Annotated in this window: 16 protein-coding genes and 1 tRNA gene; 7 read left to right on the forward strand and 10 right to left on the reverse strand. The window is 73.6% G+C overall.

The genetic code is table 11. From position 1 onward, the window contains the following. Window positions 1-26: 26 nt before the first annotated feature. The 6 genes from ACF1A1_RS10795 to ACF1A1_RS10820 all read right to left on the reverse strand — a co-directional run bounded on the left by ACF1A1_RS10795 (window position 27) and on the right by ACF1A1_RS10820 (window position 3,837). The gene (locus ACF1A1_RS10795; protein ID WP_391998830.1) at window positions 27-875 is read right to left on the reverse strand and encodes a hypothetical protein; all 849 of its coding nucleotides are present in this window, start codon (window positions 873-875) and stop codon (window positions 27-29) included. Window positions 876-996: 121 nt separating this feature from the next. Next, complete coding sequence (gene rplA, locus ACF1A1_RS10800; protein WP_391998831.1) at window positions 997-1,722, reverse strand: 50S ribosomal protein L1; 726 nt, start codon at window positions 1,720-1,722, stop codon at window positions 997-999. A gap of 101 nt (window positions 1,723-1,823) precedes the next feature. Next, window positions 1,824-2,258, reverse strand: a complete 435-nt coding sequence (gene rplK, locus ACF1A1_RS10805) for a 50S ribosomal protein L11 (RefSeq protein WP_003998857.1) — start codon at window positions 2,256-2,258, stop codon at window positions 1,824-1,826. Between the two features lie 182 nt (window positions 2,259-2,440). Next, window positions 2,441-3,289: a transcription termination/antitermination protein NusG gene (nusG, locus tag ACF1A1_RS10810; protein ID WP_391998832.1), complete on the reverse strand. Its 849-nt coding sequence runs from the start codon at window positions 3,287-3,289 to the stop codon at window positions 2,441-2,443. 79 nt (window positions 3,290-3,368) lie between these two features. After that, on the reverse strand, window positions 3,369-3,656 hold the full coding sequence (secE, locus tag ACF1A1_RS10815; protein ID WP_391998833.1) for a preprotein translocase subunit SecE: 288 nt from the start codon (window positions 3,654-3,656) through the stop codon (window positions 3,369-3,371). A gap of 108 nt (window positions 3,657-3,764) precedes the next feature. After that, a tRNA-Trp gene (locus ACF1A1_RS10820) sits at window positions 3,765-3,837 on the reverse strand. 294 nt (window positions 3,838-4,131) lie between these two features. Between ACF1A1_RS10820 and ACF1A1_RS10825 the strand changes: the two genes are divergently transcribed. Together ACF1A1_RS10825 and ACF1A1_RS10830 are read left to right on the forward strand one after the other, a co-directional pair. Beyond that, entirely contained in the window at window positions 4,132-5,358 is a 1,227-nt protein-coding gene (locus tag ACF1A1_RS10825; protein WP_391998834.1) for a pyridoxal phosphate-dependent aminotransferase, read from the forward strand. Between the two features lie 123 nt (window positions 5,359-5,481). Further along, the gene (locus ACF1A1_RS10830) at window positions 5,482-6,513 is read left to right on the forward strand and encodes an adenosine deaminase (RefSeq protein WP_391998835.1); all 1,032 of its coding nucleotides are present in this window, start codon (window positions 5,482-5,484) and stop codon (window positions 6,511-6,513) included. A gap of 159 nt (window positions 6,514-6,672) precedes the next feature. Here the strand turns inward: ACF1A1_RS10830 and ACF1A1_RS10835 are convergent, their stop codons facing one another. Genes ACF1A1_RS10835 through ACF1A1_RS10845 form a run of 3 tightly spaced genes read right to left on the reverse strand, consistent with a single transcriptional unit; the run spans window position 6,673 to window position 9,507 of the window. Next, the gene (locus tag ACF1A1_RS10835; RefSeq protein ID WP_391998836.1) at window positions 6,673-8,178 is read right to left on the reverse strand and encodes a hypothetical protein; all 1,506 of its coding nucleotides are present in this window, start codon (window positions 8,176-8,178) and stop codon (window positions 6,673-6,675) included. Then, the gene (locus tag ACF1A1_RS10840) at window positions 8,153-8,923 is read right to left on the reverse strand and encodes a hypothetical protein (RefSeq protein ID WP_391998837.1); all 771 of its coding nucleotides are present in this window, start codon (window positions 8,921-8,923) and stop codon (window positions 8,153-8,155) included. Before ACF1A1_RS10840 ends, ACF1A1_RS10835 begins: the two co-directional genes overlap by 26 nt. Continuing rightward, window positions 8,920-9,507 (reverse strand): hypothetical protein, encoded by a 588-nt coding sequence (locus tag ACF1A1_RS10845; protein ID WP_391998838.1) that lies wholly within the window; start codon window positions 9,505-9,507, stop codon window positions 8,920-8,922. The genes ACF1A1_RS10840 and ACF1A1_RS10845 overlap by 4 nt, the downstream gene beginning before the upstream one ends. A gap of 438 nt (window positions 9,508-9,945) precedes the next feature. On the opposite strand from ACF1A1_RS10845, the gene ACF1A1_RS10850 reads away from it, so the two are divergent. Beyond that, window positions 9,946-10,692: a 4Fe-4S cluster-binding domain-containing protein gene (locus ACF1A1_RS10850; protein WP_391998839.1), complete on the forward strand. Its 747-nt coding sequence runs from the start codon at window positions 9,946-9,948 to the stop codon at window positions 10,690-10,692. 593 nt (window positions 10,693-11,285) lie between these two features. On the opposite strand, the gene ACF1A1_RS10855 is transcribed toward ACF1A1_RS10850, so the two are convergent. Continuing rightward, window positions 11,286-12,422 carry a macro domain-containing protein gene (locus ACF1A1_RS10855; protein ID WP_391998840.1) on the reverse strand — a complete coding sequence of 379 codons (1,137 nt, stop codon included), beginning with the start codon at window positions 12,420-12,422 and terminating at the stop codon, window positions 11,286-11,288. A gap of 363 nt (window positions 12,423-12,785) precedes the next feature. On the opposite strand from ACF1A1_RS10855, the gene ACF1A1_RS10860 reads away from it, so the two are divergent. The 4 genes from ACF1A1_RS10860 (at window position 12,786) to ACF1A1_RS10875 (ending at window position 20,309) form a co-directional block, all read left to right on the forward strand. Further along, window positions 12,786-15,368 carry a protein kinase gene (locus tag ACF1A1_RS10860; protein ID WP_391998841.1) on the forward strand — a complete coding sequence of 861 codons (2,583 nt, stop codon included), beginning with the start codon at window positions 12,786-12,788 and terminating at the stop codon, window positions 15,366-15,368. Then, window positions 15,365-17,170, forward strand: coding sequence for a hypothetical protein (locus ACF1A1_RS10865; RefSeq protein ID WP_391998842.1), 1,806 nt, complete (start codon window positions 15,365-15,367; stop codon window positions 17,168-17,170). The genes ACF1A1_RS10860 and ACF1A1_RS10865 overlap by 4 nt, the downstream gene beginning before the upstream one ends. 149 nt (window positions 17,171-17,319) lie before the next feature. After that, complete coding sequence (locus tag ACF1A1_RS10870) at window positions 17,320-19,389, forward strand: AAA family ATPase (RefSeq protein ID WP_391998843.1); 2,070 nt, start codon at window positions 17,320-17,322, stop codon at window positions 19,387-19,389. Continuing rightward, window positions 19,386-20,309: an FHA domain-containing protein gene (locus tag ACF1A1_RS10875; RefSeq protein WP_391998844.1), complete on the forward strand. Its 924-nt coding sequence runs from the start codon at window positions 19,386-19,388 to the stop codon at window positions 20,307-20,309. Before ACF1A1_RS10870 ends, ACF1A1_RS10875 begins: the two co-directional genes overlap by 4 nt. The last annotated feature ends 22 nt before the right edge of the window (window positions 20,310-20,331 follow it).

A 20,331-nucleotide genomic window follows, 5' to 3' on the forward strand; every position in this document is an offset into this window, starting at 1 on the left:
GGTTTCCGCGGCGGGTTTTCCGCGGCTCAGGAGGCGGAGCCGCCGTGCTGCTCCAGCAGCTTCCCGAAGTCCTCGGTGTCACCGGCCGGGGGCCTCTCGGCGGAGACCCTGACGCCGTAGTCGCTGTAGTAGGCGGTCTGGGTCAGCTCACCGGCCGCCGTCCGGCCCTTCTCGACCTTCTTGACCAGCAGGTTGCGGGCGTCGACCCAGATGTCGACGGTCTCGGTGGTGACCCCGGCCTGCTGGAGCTGCTTCCTCAGCCGCGCGTCGGCGACCTCGCTGACCTCCACCGTGCCGGAGTAGTGCGTGGTGGTCTGTCCGCCGACCTTCTCCTCGCCGACCTTCCGCACGTCCCCGCAGTCCAGCAGCAGCTTCACCGACTGGTTCGGGGTGGTGTTGCGCAGCTGGTCGGCGAAGCTCGCGCCCGCGCCGCCGCCGAGGTCGTCGTACGCGTACCTGATCCAGTGCTTGCCGCCGGCCTTCTCGGCGAGCGCGTCGCTCAGGCGCGCGTAGTAGGCGTCGGGCAGATAGCGGGCCTCCATCGACGTGATGCCGAGCGCGCGCATCATCTCGGCCGACGTGCCGCCGGTGTACGTGATGGTCAGGGTGCCGGTGAGGCCGCCGCTCCAGCCGAGGGCGCCGTCGGCCTCGAGGGACAGCTGGGTGCCCATGACCGTCGTGGAGCGCACCTTGGCCGACGCGGCCCGCTCGGTGGACCGCTCGGCGGCACGGAGGGCCGTGAGGGAGGCGGAACTCGCCCCGCGGTCCCCCTCGGGCTTGTCGGAGGGCTCGGAGGACGTACAGGCGGCCGCCCCCGTCAACGCGGCCGTCATCGCGACCGCGAGGGCGACGCGGCGCCCGTTCGTGCACTTCATACGTCCCCCTGTGCCGTTGCCCTGTCCGCACGCTAACCCAGGTCACGGCACGCCCACACGGGAACGGGCCCCGCACCTGGGAAGGTGCGGGGCCCGTGACCGACTTCGGTGAGCGTCAGGCTCAGACCGCGGCCGGGTCCTCCTCGACGAGGAGGTTGCGGGTGCGGTTCGGGTCGACCGGAATGCCGGGGCCCATCGTGGTGGTGATGGCGGCCTTCTTGATGTAGCGACCCTTGGCGGCGGACGGCTTCAGACGGAGGATCTCCTCCAGCGCCGCGCCGTAGTTCTCCACCAGCTTGGTGTCGTCGAAGGACGTCTTGCCGATGATGAAGTGCAGGTTCGAGTGCTTGTCGACGCGGAACTCGATCTTGCCGCCCTTGATCTCGGTCACCGCCTTGGCGGTGTCCGGGGTGACGGTGCCGGTCTTCGGGTTCGGCATCAGACCACGCGGACCGAGCACGCGGCCGAGGCGGCCGACCTTGCCCATGAGGTCCGGGGTGGCGACGACGGCGTCGAAGTCCAGGCGGCCCTTCGCGACCTCGTCGATCAGTTCGTCGGAGCCGACGATGTCGGCGCCCGCGGCCTCCGCGGCCGCAGCACGGTCACCGGTCGCGAAGACCAGGACCCGGGCGGTCTTGCCGGTGCCGTGCGGCAGGTTCACGGTGCCACGGACCATCTGGTCGGCCTTGCGCGGGTCGACACCCAGGCGGAAGGCGACCTCGACGGTGCCGTCGAACTTGGTCGTGGAGGTCTCCTTGGCGAGACGGACGGCCTCGAGCGGGGCGTAGAGCTTCTCCCGGTCGATCTTGGCGTCCGCAGCGCGGAGAGACTTGCTGCGCTTGCTCACTACTGCTCCTGTGTGTTCTGAGGAGTCGTGGTCCGGGCCGAGCAGGCCCTTCCACGTGCGGCCGAGGCCGCGTTTCTACGAAGGTGCTACGGGGCTGGGGTTCAGCCCTCGACCGTGACGCCCATGGAACGCGCGGTACCGGCGATGATCTTCGCGGCGGCGTCCAGGTCGTTGGCGTTGAGGTCGGGGAGCTTGGTCTGGGCGATCTCGCGGACCTGCGCCTCGGTGATCTTGGCGACCTTGGTCTTGTGCGGCTCGCCGGAGCCCTTCTCGATGCCCGCGGCCTTGAGGATCATCTTCGCGGCCGGCGGCGTCTTGGTGATGAAGGTGAAGGAGCGGTCCTCGTAGACCGTGATCTCCACCGGGATCACCCAGCCACGCTGCGACTCGGTCGCGGCGTTGTAGGCCTTGCAGAACTCCATGATGTTGACGCCGTGCTGACCCAGCGCCGGGCCGACGGGCGGAGCCGGGTTGGCGGCGCCGGCCTGGATCTGGAGCTTGATGAGCCCCGTGACCTTCTTCTTCTTGGGAGGCATAGCTCTCCGGGTCCTTTCGGTTCGGGTCCTGCCCGCGCTCGGGGACCACCCGGACGCAGGCATACCGCACAACGATAACGGGTATAGATGCGCGGCTGAAAACCGAGCAGGTCAGACCGGCTGCGGAGAGCCCGTCCGACCTGCTCGGAAGCGGTAAGTCCAGAAAAGGGTTCCGTGCGGAACTAGTTCTTCTGAATCTGGTCGAAGCTCAGCTCGACCGGGGTCTCACGACCGAAGATCTCCACCAGACCCTTGACCTTCTTGGAGTCCGGGTTGATCTCGTTGATGGTGGCCTGGAGCGTGGCGAACGGGCCGTCGGTGACGGTGACCGAGTCGCCGACCTCGAAGTCCAGCACCTGGACCTCGACCTTGCGCTGCGGAGCCGGCTTGCCCTCGGCCTCGGCGGCCTCGCGGGCGGCCTTCTCCTCGGCCTCCGGGGCGAGCATCTTGACGATCTCGTCCAGGGTCAGCGGGTACGGGTCGTAGGCGTTGCCCACGAAGCCGGTGACGCCGGGGGTGTTGCGGACGACGCCCCAGGACTCGTTCGTCAGGTCCATGCGGACGAGGACGTAACCGGGAAGCTTGTTCTGCCGGATCGTCTTGCGGTCGCCGTTCTTGATCTGGACGACCTCTTCCTGCGGCACCTCGGCCTGGAAGATGTAGTCCTCGACGTTCAGCGAGACGGCGCGCTGCTCCAGGTTGGTCTTCACGCGGTTCTCGTAGCCGGCGTAGGTGTGGATCACGTACCACTCGCCGGGCAGGGTGCGCAGCTCCTCGCGCAGGGCGGCAACGGGGTCGACGGGCTCGGCCGGCTCTTCCTCGGCCTCTTCCTCGGCGACGGCCTCGTCGGCCTCCTCCTCGTCCTCGACGTGGAGGGCGGCTTCCTCGGCCGGCTCCCCCGCCTCGGCGTCGGCAGCCTCGAACTCGTCCAGGTCCTCGTCCGCGCCCTCGACGATGTCGAGCTCGTCGTCGGCCGACTCGGCGGCCTCCCCGCGAGGCTCCATGGCGTCGTTCAGGTTCTGGTCAGACACGGTGGCTGCTTCTTCCTGGATACATAGGGGTGGAACACGCGAAAGGGGCGCCGATCACCCGGCGCCCTTCGCTCTCGGCTCAGCCGAAGACGTACTTGGCGGCGTGGCTGAGTCCATAGTCAATCACGGTCACCAGGCCGATCATGATGACGACGAAGATGATCACCACGGTCGTGTACGTCGTCAGCTGGCTCCGCGTCGGCCAGACGACCTTGCGAAGCTCCGCGACGATCTGGCGGTAGAAGAGTGCGAGCCGCTTCAGCGGACCCTTCTTGGCCCGCTTGCCGCCCTTACGGGTCTTCTTCTTGCTCTCAGGGACCTCGTCCTGGGCATCAGGCGTGTCGATGGAGCCCACGGCATCCGCCATTCGTCCTCACCTGTTCCCGGGTCGTGGCCGTGCCGCGCCCGGTCTGAGCCGCACGGCGGTGCATTGCTGTACGTACATGCGCACACATCCTGGCGAAGGTGTGTGTAGCAGGGCCGGAGGGACTTGAACCCCCAACCGCTGGTTTTGGAGACCAGTGCTCTACCAATTGAGCTACGACCCTTTGTGTGTCCCCCAACGTACCGCATCCGGCCGGATGCTCGGTGTGCACCGGTTGTGGCACGGCTGTTGAAGGCCAACGACGTAGGAGTGTACGTGTTCCAGGGCGCCCCGTCGAACGGAAAGTGCCCAGTGGGGCGCCTCTGGCGGAAGATCGTCGGGAAATCACCGGAAGATCACCCAGGCCATCGCCGGGTCGGTGGGCGGATGCGGACGCGTGTTCAGGGGTTTGCCCGTGCATGTTCAGTCCGTGAAACCCGCGTGCCGGGCCGGTTTCCTGTCTGAAAACATGGGCTGCATGAGCGCTGCAACCCCTCCCACCGAGCGCCGGGTCTCCGCCCGCGTCGGTGCGATCTCCGAGTCCGCCACCCTCGCCGTGGACGCCAAGGCCAAGGCCCTGAAGGCCGCCGGACGTCCGGTGATCGGCTTCGGCGCCGGTGAGCCCGACTTCCCGACCCCCGACTACATCGTCGAGGCCGCGATCGAGGCCTGCAAGAACCCGAAGTACCACCGCTACACGCCGGCCGGCGGCCTGCCCGAGCTGAAGGCCGCGATCGCCGCCAAGACGCTGCGCGACTCGGACTACGAGGTCGACCCGGCGCAGATCCTGGTCACCAACGGCGGCAAGCAGGCCATCTACGAGGCCTTCGCCGCGATCCTCGACCCGGGCGACGAGGTCATCGTCCCGGCGCCCTACTGGACGACGTACCCGGAGTCGATCCGGCTGGCCGGCGGTGTCCCGGTGGAGGTCGTCGCGGACGAGACGACCGGCTACCGGGTCTCGGTGGAGCAGCTGGAGGCGGCGCGCACGGAGAAGACGAAGGTCGTGCTCTTCGTCTCCCCCTCCAACCCGACCGGCGCGGTCTACGGCGCCGAGGAGGCCGAGGCGATCGGCCGCTGGGCCGTGGAGCACGGCCTGTGGGTGCTCACGGACGAGATCTACGAGCACCTCGTCTACGGCGACGCGACGTTCACCTCGCTCCCGGCGATCCTCCCGGAGCTGCGCGACAAGTGCATCGTCGTCAACGGCGTCGCGAAGACGTACGCCATGACGGGCTGGCGGGTCGGCTGGATCATCGGCCCGAAGGACGTCGTCAAGGCCGCCACGAACCTCCAGTCGCACGCCACCTCGAACGTCTCCAACGTGGCGCAGGTCGCCGCGCTGGCCGCCGTCTCGGGTGACCTGGACGCCGTGGCGAAGATGCGGGAGGCCTTCGACCGCCGCCGCAGGACCATCGTCCGGATGCTCAACGAGATCGACGGCGTGGTCTGCCCGGAGCCCGAGGGCGCGTTCTACGCGTACCCGTCGGTGAAGGCGCTGATCGGCAAGGAGATCCGCGGCAAGCGCCCGCAGAGCTCGGTGGAGCTGGCCGCGCTCATCCTGGAGGAGGCCGAGGTCGCGGTCGTCCCGGGCGAGGCCTTCGGCACGCCGGGCTACCTGCGGCTGTCGTACGCGCTGGGTGACGAGGACCTCGTCGAGGGCGTGAGCCGGATCCAGAAGCTGCTGGCCGAGGCCAGGGACTGACGCAGCGCGCGCGGAGGGCCACCCCGGAAGGTCACGGGGTGGCCCTTCCGTCGTTCGTGCGAGCAAGACCACGTTCGGGGATTCCGCTTCCGGGACGGCTGGGACGTACGGCAGGATCCTCGAATGGAGCGTGTACGTGATGTCTCTGAGCTGCCGAAAGCCCATCTGCACCTGCACTTCACCGGGTCGATGCGGCCCGCCACCCTGCTGGAGCTGGCCGACAAGTACGGGGTGCGCCTGCCGGAGGCGCTCACCGACGCGCTGAACAGGGGGGAGTCGCCGAAGCTGCGGGCGACGGACGAGCGGGGCTGGTTCCGCTTCCAGCGCCTGTACGACGCGGCGCGGTCGTGCCTGAGGGAGCCGGAGGACATCCGGCGCCTGGTGCGGGAGGCCGCCGAGGAGGACGTGCGGGACGGCTCGGGCTGGCTGGAGATCCAGGTCGACCCCACGTCGTACGCCCCTCGCCTGGGCGGTCTGATCCCGGCGCTGGAGATCATCCTGGACGCGGTGGAGACGGCCTCGCGGGAGACCGGGCTCGGTATGCGCGTCCTGGTGGCCGCCAACCGCATGAAGCACCCGCTGGACGCCCGCACCCTGGCCCGTCTGGCCGTCCGGTACGCGGACCGGGGCGTCGTCGGCTTCGGCCTCTCCAACGACGAGCGCCGGGGCATGGCGCGGGACTTCGACCGCGCCTTCGCCATCGCCCGGGAAGGCGGGCTGCTGTCGGCCCCGCACGGAGGCGAGCTCACCGGCCCGTCCTCGGTCCGCGACTGCCTGGACGACCTGCACGCCTCACGGATCGGCCACGGGGTGCGTGCGGCCGAGGACCCGCGGCTCCTGAAACGCCTGGCCGACCGGGGTGTGACCTGCGAGGTGTGTCCCGCCTCGAACGTGGCCCTGGGCGTGTACGAGAAGCCGGAGGACGTCCCCCTGCGCACCCTCTACGAGGCGGGCGTCCCCATGGCCCTGGGCGCGGACGACCCCCTCCTCTTCGGCTCCCGGCTGGCGGCCCAGTACGAGCTGGCCCGCCACCATCACGGCTTCACCGACGAGGAGCTGGCGGAACTGGCCCGTCAGTCGATCCGGGGCTCGGCGGCGCCGGAGGACATCAGGCGCAAGCTCCTGGAGGGCGTGGAGGCCTGGCTGGCGCCCTGAGCGCCGCCCCTGTCGCGCACGATGGCCGCGCCCGAAGAGCGGCGGGAGCGGGTCGTGGCCGTGCGCCGCGGCCCGCCGCCCAGCCCGAGCGGTACGCCCGGCCGGCGACGGGCCCGCCGTACCGCCACGGCCCCTGCCCACTCCGTGCCGCGGGCTCTCCTACCGCCGCAGCGACGACGGCACGGGCTCCGGCAGCAGCGGGTACCGCGACGACAGGCGCATGGCGCCCTCCGTGACCGCGGGATCGTGCGAGGCCGCCTGGACGCCGTCCAGGTAGGCGTGCGCAGCGGCCTCGAACACGGCGTCCACCGCGGCCAGTTCCGCGGTCAGCGCCTCGCCGCGGGCGTGGCGCCGCTCCTCCGTCGTCTCCTTGTCCCGCTGGGCCGCCGCGGCCGCCGCCTCCGCCCGCGCCAGCGTGGCCGCGGCCTTCTCCAGCCGCTTGCGGTGGTACCGGTAGGCGGCCACGAACGGATGCTCCTCGGACAGGGCCAGCAGGAAGGCGATCCCGCCGGAGAGCAGCAGCAGCGAGATGAAGGTGATGCTGACGGTGTGCTCGTCCAGCTCGAGCTGCTGCAACAGCGTCGGTGGCGCGGGCGGCGGCTTGTCGACGCCCATCGCGCGGGCGAGACCGTCCACGACGGAGGCGGAGGTGTCCCGGAAGGCGATCCGGGCCCGCAGGTCACCCAGGTACCAGGCCGCCACGGCCCACAGGGAGGCGAGCGCGGCCGCGATCGGCAGCACCACCCACAGCGAGGCGGTGGCTCCCCGCCGACGCCACTGACGCCCGGCCTGGAAGGGCCCGGCCGTCATGACGACACCGACGGCCGCCGACAGCAGGTACGCGCTGAGCCTGCCCTCGGTCGTCCCGTCGTGGATCGCGAGGAACAGCGTGACGTACACCGGGAGTTCGACCAGGATCAGCAGTCCGGCGAGGAACAGCCGGGGCCGGCGGGCCATGGCCGTGGTCTCCGTGAGGCCCTCCCAGTGCGCGCCGCCCGCGGGGGCGGGCCGGGGGGTGCCGGGGTCCGGCTCGGAGTCGTCGTCCCAGTCGGGGCCGTACGGCTGCCGGGCGGGGTCCGGTTCCCCGCCCCACCCGGCGTCCCGTCCCGTCGTACCCGCGCCCGCGCTCGCGTCCCCGCCCGCGCCGAAGTGCCCCACCAGCCAGGGCAGCATCCGGTCCCGGCGGTCCTCCCGGGCCGCCATCCGGCTCGCCGCCCGGTCCAGCCGCGCGGCCGCGGCGTGCCGGCGGCGCGTCTCCTCCTCCTGGGCGGCACGGGCCTGGCGGGCCTCCTGCTCCCGGGCCGCCGCCGCGGCGTACAGCCGCGCCGAGGCCCGCAGTTCCTGTTCCTCCCGCTCGTGGTGGCGGGCCACGACCCGGTCCCGGGCGTGGCCGCGCAGCCCGGTCAGCCGACCGAAGTAGGGCAGGCGGTGGGCGGAGCCGAGGACGTACGGGTTGAGGGTGCCGTCGGCGGCGGCGCGGCGGCCGGCGGACTCGGCCCGCGTGAGCAGGCGTCCGGCCTCCTTGGTCTCGGCCGGCGGGACGGGCCCGCGCGGTGGGGTGGCGCCGGCCCGGCCGAGTCCGGGCGCACGTCCCTCGCCGCGCCGCAGCCCCAGGCGTTCCCGGAGCCGGCGGGGCTCGTCAGGCCCCGTATCCGTCGTCGACATCGACCTTCACCTCCTTCTCCAGGACCTGCTGCCAGAACTGGGCCATATGGTCGACGCGTTCGGGCGTCGTCCTGCCGCCGCGCATGGCGAAGCCGACCCGGTAGACGGTGGTGTCGGGCAGCTCGGGCAGCCCGCGTCCGGTGACCAGGGCGTCGACGGCCTGGTTCCGCCGCGCCGCGGTGTCGAGTTGGTACTTGGACAGCTTGAAGTCGGGGTCGGCCTGGTCGAAGTCGCTGATCACCAGGACGTGGAAGGTGCCGCCGCCGTCGCGGGGCACCTTGGCCACGCGGTCGAGTCCGCCGAGGACGTCCGAGCCGGGCCGGCGCTTGCGGGCGCAGTCCAGCATCTTCTCGGCGCCCGCCCCGGCGAGGAAGCGGGTCTGCGTCCACAGGCCCTCGCGCTCGGCACGCGTGTCGGCGTCCGGGTCGATGTCGATCCGGGGCACCTGGCAGGAGGAGGCGACGGAGGCCGAGGTGATGGGCGCGTACGACAGGTACTTGCACTTCTTGTCGGCGAGGAAGCGGGGCAGGGCCGCCGTCAGCTTCTCCTTCGCGCGGAAGCCGTCGTCGCTGTCGGCGCCGGAGCCGGAGCCGTCGACGACGACCGCGCAGTCGGCGGAGAGGCGTTCCGAGCCGCCCGGTACGTCGCACGCCGCCAGCAGCAGGGCCGTGGCGCCGAGGGCGGCGGCCAGCCGTCCCCCGCTCCTTCTCCGGTGCCGGTGCGGTCTGCGTGTCCTGTGTGTCATCGGGTCCCCCGTCCTCCCCGGCCGGCCGCGGCGGCCGCCGGTCCGATCCTCTGCTCCAGAATCAGCAGCGCCCTGCGCACCAGGGCGTCGTCGAGCATCCAGTCCGGTGCTCCGGTCCACGTCTCGTCGAGGACGGCGACGCCCGCGCCGTCCACCGGCGGCGGCACGGCCTGCCGGTCGGCGCGCGCGTAGGCCGCCTCGTAGTGGGCGAGTTCCTGGTCGGCGCAGGCGGCGAGGGCCAGGCCGCGCTGCTGGCAGGCCGTCACCTCGGTGCGCCACTGCGACACCCAGCCGCCGAAGCGGGCGAGGGCCGCGGGCGCGTCCTCGCGCCGCTGGTCGTACTCCGTCACGATCCGCGCGGACTCCGCGTGGACGCGGTCGATGAGGTCCGCGTGCTCCGTGACGAAGCGGGAGCGCAGGTCCTCCAGTGTCATCCGCAGCCCGCGTTCGAGCTGGCGGGCGTAGTGCTCGGTGCCGATGCCGGCCCTGCCGTCGCGCCGGCCGCGGCGGGTGGCCCGCCAGCGGGTGCGCGCGGTGAGGCGGCTGCGGCCGTAGTCCGTCGGGACGGACTTCACGTCGCTCATTCCATCCCCCTCGTCGATTTCCCCCGGACCGCCCCACGGGCCGCTTGCGGGCACGGCGAAGGCGCCCTCGCGGAGCGAACGGCTCCGCCGGAATCCGGGATTGGCGCGAGCCTAGGTGAAAAACGAACGCCGACGGGAGGGATTTCCGACACCTGATTTCCGGGCGCCCGGAAATCAGCCGGAGATCGACCGGGGCCCGACCGGAGCTGGGGCCGCGTTGCTGGAAAACTTCCGAAAAACCCGGTGGGACGTGTGGGGCTCGGAATACCCTTCCCTTCCGCTGAGGCCGGAGCACGCCGGGAACCAGCGAAAAGATCTTCGACTTGAACAATTGATCGAACGGTTTGATCGAACAGATCGACCACATCCGAGAGACCGAATGGCCGAATGGATCGAATGGCTCTTCGGATACCGGGGGTAAGGGTGCGAGGGGGGCGCATGGCCGAGAACACCGCGGACACCACAGCCGGCGACACCGTCAGCGGCAGCACGGATGCCGCGCGGGCGCGGAGCACCGCCGACGCGGCGCGGGCCGTGCGGATCGCCGACGGCTACTTCCCCGTCGAGACCCTCGGTCCCGGCCGCCGGCTGGCCCTGTGGTTCCAGGGCTGCGCGCTGGCCTGCCCCGGCTGTATGTCCCGGCACACCTGGGACCCGGCCGGCGGGCGGACGGCCACCGTGGGCGAGTTGCTGCGGCTGTGGGAGGCGGCGCTGGCCCGTGGCGCCGAGGGCCTGACGGTCAGCGGCGGGGAGCCACTGGCCCAGCCCGCGGCGCTGGCCGCGCTGCTGCGCGGGGCCGACCGGCTCCGCCGACGCCACCGGGGCCGGCCCGCGGACCTGCTCGTCTACACCGGTCACGAGCCGGACGAGGTCCCGGCCGAGGTGTGGTCGGCGCTGGCGGGCGCGGACGCGGTGGTCACCGGCCGCTTCCGGGTCGCCGAGCCGACGGACCTGGTCTGGCGCGGCTCGGCCAACCAGCGGCTGGTCCCGCGCACCCTGCTGGGCACCCGCCGCTACGGACCGCACCTGTCCCGCACGTACCCACCGGGACCACGCGTGAGCGTCCGGGCGGAGGAGACGGGGGCACGGCTGTACGGCGTACCGGCCCGGGGGGAGCTGCGGCGCCTGGAACGGGACCTGGCGGCGGGGGGCATCCGGCTGAGGGGGCCGAGTTGGCGGGCGTGAGGGGGTTGGCGGGGGGCGCGGAGGAGGCGGGTGTGAGGGAGTTGGCTGGGGGCGCCGAGGGGGCCGGTGTGGGCGGTCTGGGTGGGAGGGCTGGCGGGAGTCTTCTGGTTGGGGGGACTGGCGGGCCTCGTCTGGCTGAGGGGGCCGGCGGCACTCGGCTGGCTGAGGGGATGGGCGTGGACGGCCCGGCCGAGGTGGCCGACTGGACGCGTCCGGGTGAGGGCGGCGAGCCGGCGGGCGTGCAGCTTCCGGCTGAGGGCGCCGAGCCGGCCGACGTGCAGTACTCGGCCGTTGCGCACCCGGCCGAGGGCACCGAGCCACCGGGTGGGCAGCACCCCGCCGAGGGCACCGCACCGGCCGACGTGAAGCCCCCCGCCGGAGGCGCCGAGGTGGCCGACGGGAGACATCCGACTGCGGGCGCCGGGTCGGTGGACGTGCAGCACCCGTTCGAGGGCGCCGAGCCGGTGGACGTACAGCACCCGTTCGAGGGCGCCGAGCCGGTGAACGTGCAGCACCCGTTCGAGGGCGCCGAGCCGGCGGGCGTGCAGGCCGTGGCCGAGGCCCTCGTGCTTCGGCCGGGCCGCGAGCGCGCCTTACGGCCCCGGTACCTCCACCTCGAAGACCCTCGCCGCTTCCGGATAGCGGGTCACGATGTGGACGGTCCAGTCGGGGTCGGTGCTGAGGGCGTCCTCGATGGACCAGCGGAGCCACTCGGCGCTGGTGCGGCGGTCCAGGCCGCCCCGGCCCGCGCCCATGAGGGGGAAGCAGAGGGAGCGCAGGGCGGGCAGGCCGGCGGCGCGTTCCCGGCGGGCGCGGGTGAAGCAGGCGGCGACCGCGGTGGCGATGCTCTGGGGGTCGACGCGGTAGCCGAGGCCGTCCGGGACCGCGAGGGCCGCGTGGTAGACGCGGCGCACCCCGCGTTCGGCGAGGGCCCCCGGACCGGTGGGGACGACCGTCCCCGGCCGCAGGGGCAGGACGCCGGGCCGGGCCCGTACCCAGGCGGCGAGTTCCTCCGCGAGGACGTCGGTGACCGGGCCCTCGGAGGCGCTGCCGACGGCGGCCGAGCGGCGCAGGGCGCCGGAGACGGTGGGCCGGAACGACTTGGACATCTCCAGGTGGACGTTCTCGGAGGAGACGAGGACGTCGATGTCCCGCAGCAGTTCGATGGGCGAGAGATGGACGGTCACCGGCCGGCTTCCGGCCCGGCCGGGCAGCCCGGTGTGCGGGACGTGCGGGACCTGGAGGGGCTGCGCCCCGGACGTCCGCGGCGGCCCCGGCGGGCGGATTGCCACCCCGGAAGGGCCGGGCAGCCCCGTACCGCGCGGCCGTACGCCCGGCTCGCGGGCCTCGGCGAGCACGGCTCCCGCCAGTTGTTCGACGACCTGTCTCTCCTGGCTGTGCCGGAACCGCTCGTCGCTCACCCCGTACACCAGCGCGGCCGCCCGGCGCCGGTCCGCGGCCGGGGAGCCCCGGTGGCCGGGCAGCAGACCGAAGGTGTGCTGGGCGGCGCGGCCTATGAGGTCGTCGGTGCCGAGGCGTTCGGCGGCGGCGCGTATCAGCCGTTCCGCGCCGTCGGCCAGATCGGCCTCGCCCTCGGCGTACCCGGCGCGCAGGGTGACCGCGCGCAGTCCCGCGGGCACCAGCGACTGCAGCGCGGGCAGGCCACCGCGGCGCAGGTTGCGCAGTTCCCGTACGAGGTCGGCGCGGTCCGGCAGACCATCAGGGTTCATGCCGGTCAACATATCGGCGCCGATGCCGCGACCGCCGGGTGTTCCGGGAGCGCGATCGGGGTCGGAGCGGGAGGGCACCGGCATTGCAGGTTTCCCCGTCCCCGGCGGGGCACCGGGTCGCCGTATCCCGGAATTCCGCCCCGCGACCCCTCCACGGGAATCGCGTATCCATCCGAATTCATTTTCCGTGCGCCCCCTTACGCCTCCCGTACGCCGTCGCGTGCGCCCTCTCCCACGAGCTCCCCGAGGGAGAACGGAGGAAGCCTTCTCGTCCTTCCCCTTCCTCTTCGCATCCTCATCCCTTCGCCTTCCGCACATCCGCTCACGGGCCACCCGGTCCTTTCCGCCCGCAGGTGACATTCGATGACCTTTCCCGCCGACCCCGCAGAGCCTTGTGGTCCCGACGCGGACGACGACAACCTCGTCCCGCCGACCCTCTACGAACCGGAGCCCGCCGCCGACGGCATGCCCGCACCCGATCCGCGGGGTGATCCCAGCAGCCTGCCGCCCTCGCTCGCCGGCCGCTTCCTGGCGCGGGAGCGGCTGCCGCGGCGTGGGCAGCAGACCCTGCACCGGGCGGGAGAGGAGGGGCGGTCCGCGGAGTTGCGGGCGGCCGTGTTCCGGGTGATCGACCAGGAGGCCGACCCGCCCACCGAGCGGGTCGTGAAGTGGTTCCACCCCGACGCCGCCCCCGACGACGAGGTGACCGGGCTGCTGCTGCACGAGCCGCCGCACGAGGGGCTGTCGTACGTGCTGGAGCGGGGGACGGCCCGCGGGGCGCCGTTCCACGTACTGCCCTCGCACGGCAGTACCGACCTGGCGACCTACCTGCGGGACCGGGGCGGGCGGCTGTCGGCCGAGCAGATCCGGGCGCTGGTGCGCCGACTGCACGGGGCGCTGACCGCGCTGCACGCGGCGGGAGTGGTGCACCGGGACGTGAAACCGTCCAACCTCGTCCTTCCCGACCTCGAACGGCTCGAGGGCCTGGTGCTGATCGACTTCGGTATCTCGCTCGTCGCCCGGACCCCGCGCGAGGCGCCCGGCGCCTGGGCCGCCACCCCGCGCTACGCGTCGCCGCAGGCCCTGCTGCGGAAGCCGATCGTGCGCGCGGCGGACGACTGGTGGTCGCTGGGGGTCCTGGTCGCCGAGGCCGCGCGCGGCCGGCACCCGGTCGAGAAGCACCACGAGACGGCGTCGGTCATGGACGCGGTCCAGGCGGGCGCCCTCGACCTCGACGGAATCGACGACGCACACGTCCGTCTGCTGTGCCGGGGGCTGCTGGCCCACCATCCGGAGGACCGCTGGGGTTCCGAGCAGGTCGCGGAGTGGCTGAAGGGGCGCACCCCCAAGGTGGTGTCGCACCTGGGACCCGCATCGCGTACGGCGGACCGCCCGGCCCCCGAGCCCGGCCCCGGCCCCGCCTCCGGTCCCGGTCCCGAGGCGCCCCGTTTCGAGCACGCCGGCCGGTCCTTCACCGACACGGCCCGCCTGGGCGAGGAGTTCGACGCCGACTGGCCTGCCATGGCCCGACGGCTGACCCGCGGCAGGGAGCGGGAGCGGCTGGCCGGCTGGCTCGCCGGGTTCCGCCCCGAGCACGACCCGTCCCGGGCCGAGGCCCTCGACCGGATCCTGGGGGAACTGCGGCGGCGCAGAGGTCCGGACGCGGGCACGCTGGTCGACCTGATCGGCTGGATGGCCCCGCAACAGGAGCCCGGCTACCGCGGCATCCCGCTCGGCGTGGGCGACCTGCCGGCCTTCGCCCGGCGCGCGGCCGACGGCGACGGGTTCTGCGGCGACGTCATGAGCGAGGTGTACCGGCACCGCCTGCTCGCCCGGCTGGCCCGGCGGCGCGGCGGTGAGGAGCTGGAGCACGTCGAGCGGCGCTGGCGCCACCACCACGAGCAGTGGGAGGCGGCCGTCGCCCGCCTGACCGAGATACCCGAACTCGCCGCCGACCGGAACGCGCTGCGCGCCGCGACCGGCACCGGCCCCGCCCTCACCGCCGACCTCCTGCTCCTGGCCGCCGCCCCCGCCCCGACCACCCGCCGGCTCCGCGCCGACCTGGAGGCGGCCCGGCGCGCCCTGCCCGCCCCGGTGCCCTGGTTCGCCCGCCTGGCCGAGGACACCGACGAGCCCGTACGGCTGCTGCTCGCGCTGCGCCTGCATCCGCCGGCGCTGGCGCAGGCGCGGGAGATCCGACGGGCCCGGGAACGGGACCGGCAACTGGCCGCCATGGACGCGCGGTCACGGCACTTCCGGCTGGTGCAGCGCCGGCTGGAGCTGCCGGCGGTGCTGGGCCGGGCCGCCGGCGGTGCCCTGCTGCTGTTCTTCCCGCACGCCTTCGTGGTCGGCCTGGCCGACGTGGCCGGGTACGCGCCGCAGACCACCGTGCTCACCGCCTGGCTGCTGAGCGTCCCCTCGCTGGCGGCCCTGCTCGCCCTCGAGTGCTGGACCGGCTGGTACGTCGGTCCGCGCTACCACCCGGAGTACTCGGTGATGGGCCAACTGACGCGCCGGGCCCTGCCGTTGACCCGCCGGATCACGCAACGCGGGTGGCGGCGCTGGGCGTGGGCGGGGCTCGGGCTCGCGGCCCTGGCGGGGACCGTGGTGGGCACCTTCCTGCTCGCGGTGTGGATCTGGCCCGCGGCCACCGTGTCGGCGCTGCTGGTCTCGTCGGTCCTGCGGGTGCGGGCCTGGAGCCGCCATGTTGCCGAGACCCGCAGCGGGGGGCGCACACTCACCGCTCCGGCGGCTCCGGGAGGTCCCGGAAGTTTCGATGGCCCCGGGGGTTCGGGTGGTTCCGGTGGTTCCAGTGGTTCCGGTGGTTCCAGTGGTTCCGAGGGTTCCGGAGGGCCGGCGGGCGGGGTGCCAGGACCTCGCGGGGTCCCGCTCTCCGATGCCCCTACCGCTTCCCGTACTCGATCTCGCACTGGAGGAGTCGCGTGAGCAGCGCGTTCGCCGGCACCGACCTGTTGACCGTGATGCCGGACGTGTCGATGTACGGGTACCCGCCCGACGCCGGACTGGCCCTGCCGGACACCGGCAGCGTCTCGGACCTGGCGGACACGGCCGGCGGGCAGACGGCCGACGCCGTGGCCGGGCAGACGGCGGACGCGGTCACTCAGGTGAGCGACGTCGTCGGGGATGCGGCGGACGCCGTCACGGACCAGCTCCAGGACATGATCGTGCCCGCGCTCATCGGACTGGCCGACCTGAGCGGCGCGCTGCTCGTCACCCGGCTGGCGCTGCGCGGCACGGTGGCGCTCGCGGCGTTCAACAACAAGGTCGCCACCGAGCAGGCGGCCCTCGCGCGGCGGCAGATGTCGCTGGAGATGGGCAGCGAGTGCTGGCGGCGCGCCGCGGAGACCGCAGCCGGCCTGAACGCCCGGATCACCGTGCTCGGCCTGGACCCCTCCGGTCCGGGCGAGCCGCCGCTGCCCGCTCCGGTGCAGCCGGTCGGCGTCCCCCTCGACCTGCTGTGGAAGCGGCTGGCCGAGACCGAGCGCGTCCTGCGCCGGGTGGAGGCCCAGCGCGCCGCCCGGGCCACCGCACGCCTCCCCTTCCAGCACACGGAGGACCCGGAGAACGCCGCCTGGTACGACCGTCTGCGCGAGCGGCGCCGCCAGGCCCTGCTGCGGTACGCCGAGGGCGAGCCGGAGCCCGCGCAGGCCGTGGCGGAGACGACGGCCGTGGCGGAGAGGGCGGGCGTGGCGGAGAGGGCGGGCGCACCGGAACAGGCGGGTGCGCTCACCGAGGAGGACGTCCTGCGCGAGGGCGCCGAGCTGCTGGCCGGACTGCCGCTGGCGTTCACCTCCGAGAGCCGGGAGCTGATCGACGACTGTCTGCTGGAGGCCCGGCGCGCGGTGGGGCGACGGCCCACGGCGGTACGGCGCTACCTCGACGAGGCCGCGCTCATCGCCCGGAAGGAGTCGGAACGGGCGCGTCGGGCGGAGGCGGCCCGCCGGGACGCGGCACTGCGGCTGGCGGCACTCGAGGCACCGGCGCCCGCGGGAATCGACCCGCTGCCGGACGCCACCGCCGCCGTCGACGTACTGCGCCGCGTCCTGCGGGACGGCACCCCGCCCTCGGCCGCGGACGAACGGACCGTACGGCAGGCCCTCGTCACCCGTTCCGCCGCCTTGCAGCGGGCGTACCTGGTGGCCGCGCTGCGCCGGGCGACCGAGCGGTGGGGGGAGGGCTCGGTGCACGCCCGCGCCGACGCCGAGCACTGGGACTTCGCGCCGGCGGCCTGGGGAGGCCGGTACTGGCTGCGGGTCCGCCTCACCGCGGGCGGCCAGGCCAAGGTCTTCACCATGCGCCGGCCGCTGACCCCGGAGGAGGCCGCCGACCCCGGGGCCGTGGCGCGCTGGGAGGCCCTGGACGCGCAGCGGTGCGCCGAGAGCGCCGGCTACGTGGACGAGCTGGGCCCGCTGACCGAGGCGGAGGGGGTCCGCGCGGAGTTCACCTGGTCCCGCGGCCAGGTCCTGACGGGCGCCCCCGCCCCCGGGCTCACCGAGTCCGCCGCAGCCGACACCGGCACGGAGTGGACCGGCACCACCGGGCAGGCCGACGGCACGGAGTGGACCGGCACCACCGGGCAGGCCGACGGCACGGAGTGGATGGACACCGCCGCTCGGCCCGACGCCACCGACCGGACCGCCCCCGACCAGCAGCGTCGCACGACGCCCCCGCGCCGCCCGCGCCCGGCCCCGCCGCGTCACCGCCGCCGGGACCGCGACGGCCACTGACCACCGACCGCTGACCCCTGACCATCCGGCGCCCGGCCCGAGCCGCCCGACCCGCCCGCCCACACCGACCCGCGCCCCGGCCCGCCGACCGCACCGCAGGCCCACCGACCGGGCCGGGCGCCCACCCGCAGCACTTCCCCGGAGGACCCGTGACCAGCCACCCCCTCGACGTACCGCGCCTGACCAAGGCCACCGTCACCCAGACCGTGCACCCCCCGTTCGCCGCCGAGCTGTTCGCCACCCTCAGCGTCCACTCCCAGTACGTCCTGCACGGCAACGTCCGCGACGACCACCTCGTCGCCGACGTCCTGGACGACGGCAGCCGGCGCAGTCGCGCCCTCGGCCTGGAGGACCTGCTGTGGGAGGGGCTCCAGCGGGCCGGCTACAAGTGCCTGCTGCGCTACGACCAGGTGGCCGGCTTCACCGTCGTCCACAGTGACGAGGGCCTGGACATGAACACGCTCCTGGAGCGGAACACCCGTCGCGTCCCCGGCCGTTCGGAGGAGAACGACGGCGGCCGGGTCGCCCGGGTCTTCGAGTCGTTCGCCCGCGGCTGGGTCGGCGAACGGCCCGGCCCGCCGCAGGACAACCCGCGCTACGACGACTACCAGAAACCCGTGCACGCCGCCCTGCTCGTCGACTACGCCTCCCGCATCCCCACGCAGGTCAACCAACTCAGCGACGACGAGCGGACGTTCTTCCTGCGCTGCCTGAAGATCGCCGAGGAGGCCCGCGCCTTCCCCCGCCAGAAGACGGGCCGCGCCCTGTTCAACCCGGTCGTCTGGCTCGCGGACGGCGAACGGGACCTGCCCGCCTGGCTGGTGACGAGCAGCGTGCGCGTGCGCAGCATCGGCGTGCCGCTGCCCGACCTCGGCCAGCGTCGTCGTATGGCGGGTCTGCTCGCCGCACAGGCCGGAGTGCCCGGCACGGCGACCGCTCTGGACGTGGGTCCGCTGCTGAAGGGGGCCGTGCGGGAGGAGCCGACGCACGAGGACACGGAGCGGTTGGCCCGGGCGGCCAGCGGACTGACGCTGCGCGCGATGCGGGAGAGCATGCGGCTGGCCCGCGCGCGCCGGCTCCCGTTCGCCGACATGGACCAGGCGGTGCGCATCTACGAGCTGGGCGTCAGCCGCAACCCGTGGACGGGCGGCGCGGTGGCCGACAGCATCCGGGACGGCGAGGCGTCCATCAGCGCGCGGGTCCGCGGTCAGGAGAAGGCGGTCACGCAGACCCTGGACGTGCTGAAGCGGGCCGCGCTCGGCCTGTCCGGCGCCCAGGCGTCGTCGACGTCCGTGCACCGGCCCCGGGGCGTGCTGTTCTTCGCCGGGCCGACCGGCACCGGCAAGACCGAGCTGGCGAAGGCGGTGGCGACCACGCTCTTCGGCTCGGAGGACGCCTGTCTGCGCTTCGACATGAGCGAGTTCTCCGCCCCGCACTCGGCGGACCGCCTGGTCGGGGCCCCGCCCGGCTACGTCGGGTACGAGGCGGGCGGCGAGCTGACCCGCGCGGTGCGCGAGGACCCGTTCCGGGTGGTGCTCTTCGACGAGATCGACAAGGCGGACAAGGGCGTCCTGGACAAGTTCCTCCAGGTCCTGGAGGACGGCCGGCTGACGGACGGCCAGGGCGTGACGACGTACTTCAGCGAGTGCGTCCTCATCTTCACCTCCAACCTGGGTGTCCACGGCCCGTCGGGCGCGGATGGGCGGCCCCTGTCCTCCCCGCTCGGGCGCGAGCGGCTGCCGGAGACGCCGGAGGAACGGGCGGAGTTCGAACGGGAGATCCTGGAGAACGTCCGCCACCACTTCGCGCACACCCTGAAACGGCCCGAGCTGCTGAACCGGCTCGGCGGGAACATCGTCGTCTTCCAGTACATCGACGAGACCACCGCGCACCAGATCTTCAAGGGGCAGCTGGACAACATCGTCGGACACATGGAGCGGCAGGGCGGTCTGCGCCTGCGGGTGCTGCCCGAGGCCGAGAAGGTCCTCGCCGACGAGTGCACCCGCGACCGGCACAACGGCGGCCGGGGCATCGGCATGAAGCTGGAGACCCACCTGATCAACCCGCTGGCCCGCGGCGTCTTCGCCCTCGACGTCGACCTGACGCCGGGGACCGTCGTCACGGTTTCGCGGGTCACGGTCCACCCGGACGGCAACGTCGAACTGGCCCTCCACGCCACGCCGGGCGAGCGGACGCCGGACCGGCAGCCGGCGTGGTGACGGACGACAACGGCGACAACGAGGGCGAGACGCTCGGAGACGACCGGGACGATGATGCGGACCGGGACGGCCAGGCCGATCAGACCGACTGGGACGACCGGGACGATCAGACCGACTGGGACGACCGGGCCGATCAGACCGACCGGGTCGACGAGGCCGACCGGGCCGACTGGGACGACCGGGTCGACGAGGCCGACCGGGCCGACCGGGCCGACGAGGCCGACCGGCACACCCGGAACGACCAGGTCGCCCCGCACGACAGGGCCGACCGCACCCCCCGTTACATCGACAAGTCCCTCGCGGAGGGCTTCGAGATCGACGACGAACGGGAGGACGAGGACGAGACCGGACCGGCCCTGCCCCCCTGGCCCCCGCCCGAAGACCCCTGGCCTGCGTCCGAAGACCCTTGGCCCCCGCCCGGAGACCCCGGGCACGACCCCGAGGCACCCACCGCACCACCCCCACCACCCCCACCGCGCCCACCGTCGCCGCCACCCGCGCCACCCCCCGCTCACCCCTGCTGGTCCTGCCCCGCGACCGTGCCGGCCGGCTCACCGGCGTGCCCGGAGTGCCAGGAGTCGGCCCGGCACCTGCGGCTGATCAGCACCCGGCCGCCGGCCGACCTGCGGCACGGCGTGGGCGGCCCGCTGAACCTGGGCCGCCACCCGTCCTGGGCGGCGCCCGCCGCGGCCGCGGCCCTGGACGGCGCGCCGGGGGTGTCGCGCCGCCACGCGAGCGTCGAGATCACCCCGGACGGCGCGGTGTGGCTGACCGAGCACCCGAGCGGCACCACGAACGGCACCTTCGTCAACGACGAACGGATTCCGCCCGGTGCCCGCGTCCCGCTGGCCGACGGGGACACCGTGGGCCTGGGACGGCACTGCGCGTTCCGGGTGCTGCTGGTGGAGCCGCCCGCGTAGCCCGGGGCTCGCGCCCCGGGCC

It is taken from the genome of Streptomyces sp. NPDC014995 (assembly GCF_043080745.1).
Lineage (GTDB): Bacteria > Actinomycetota > Actinomycetes > Streptomycetales > Streptomycetaceae > Streptomyces.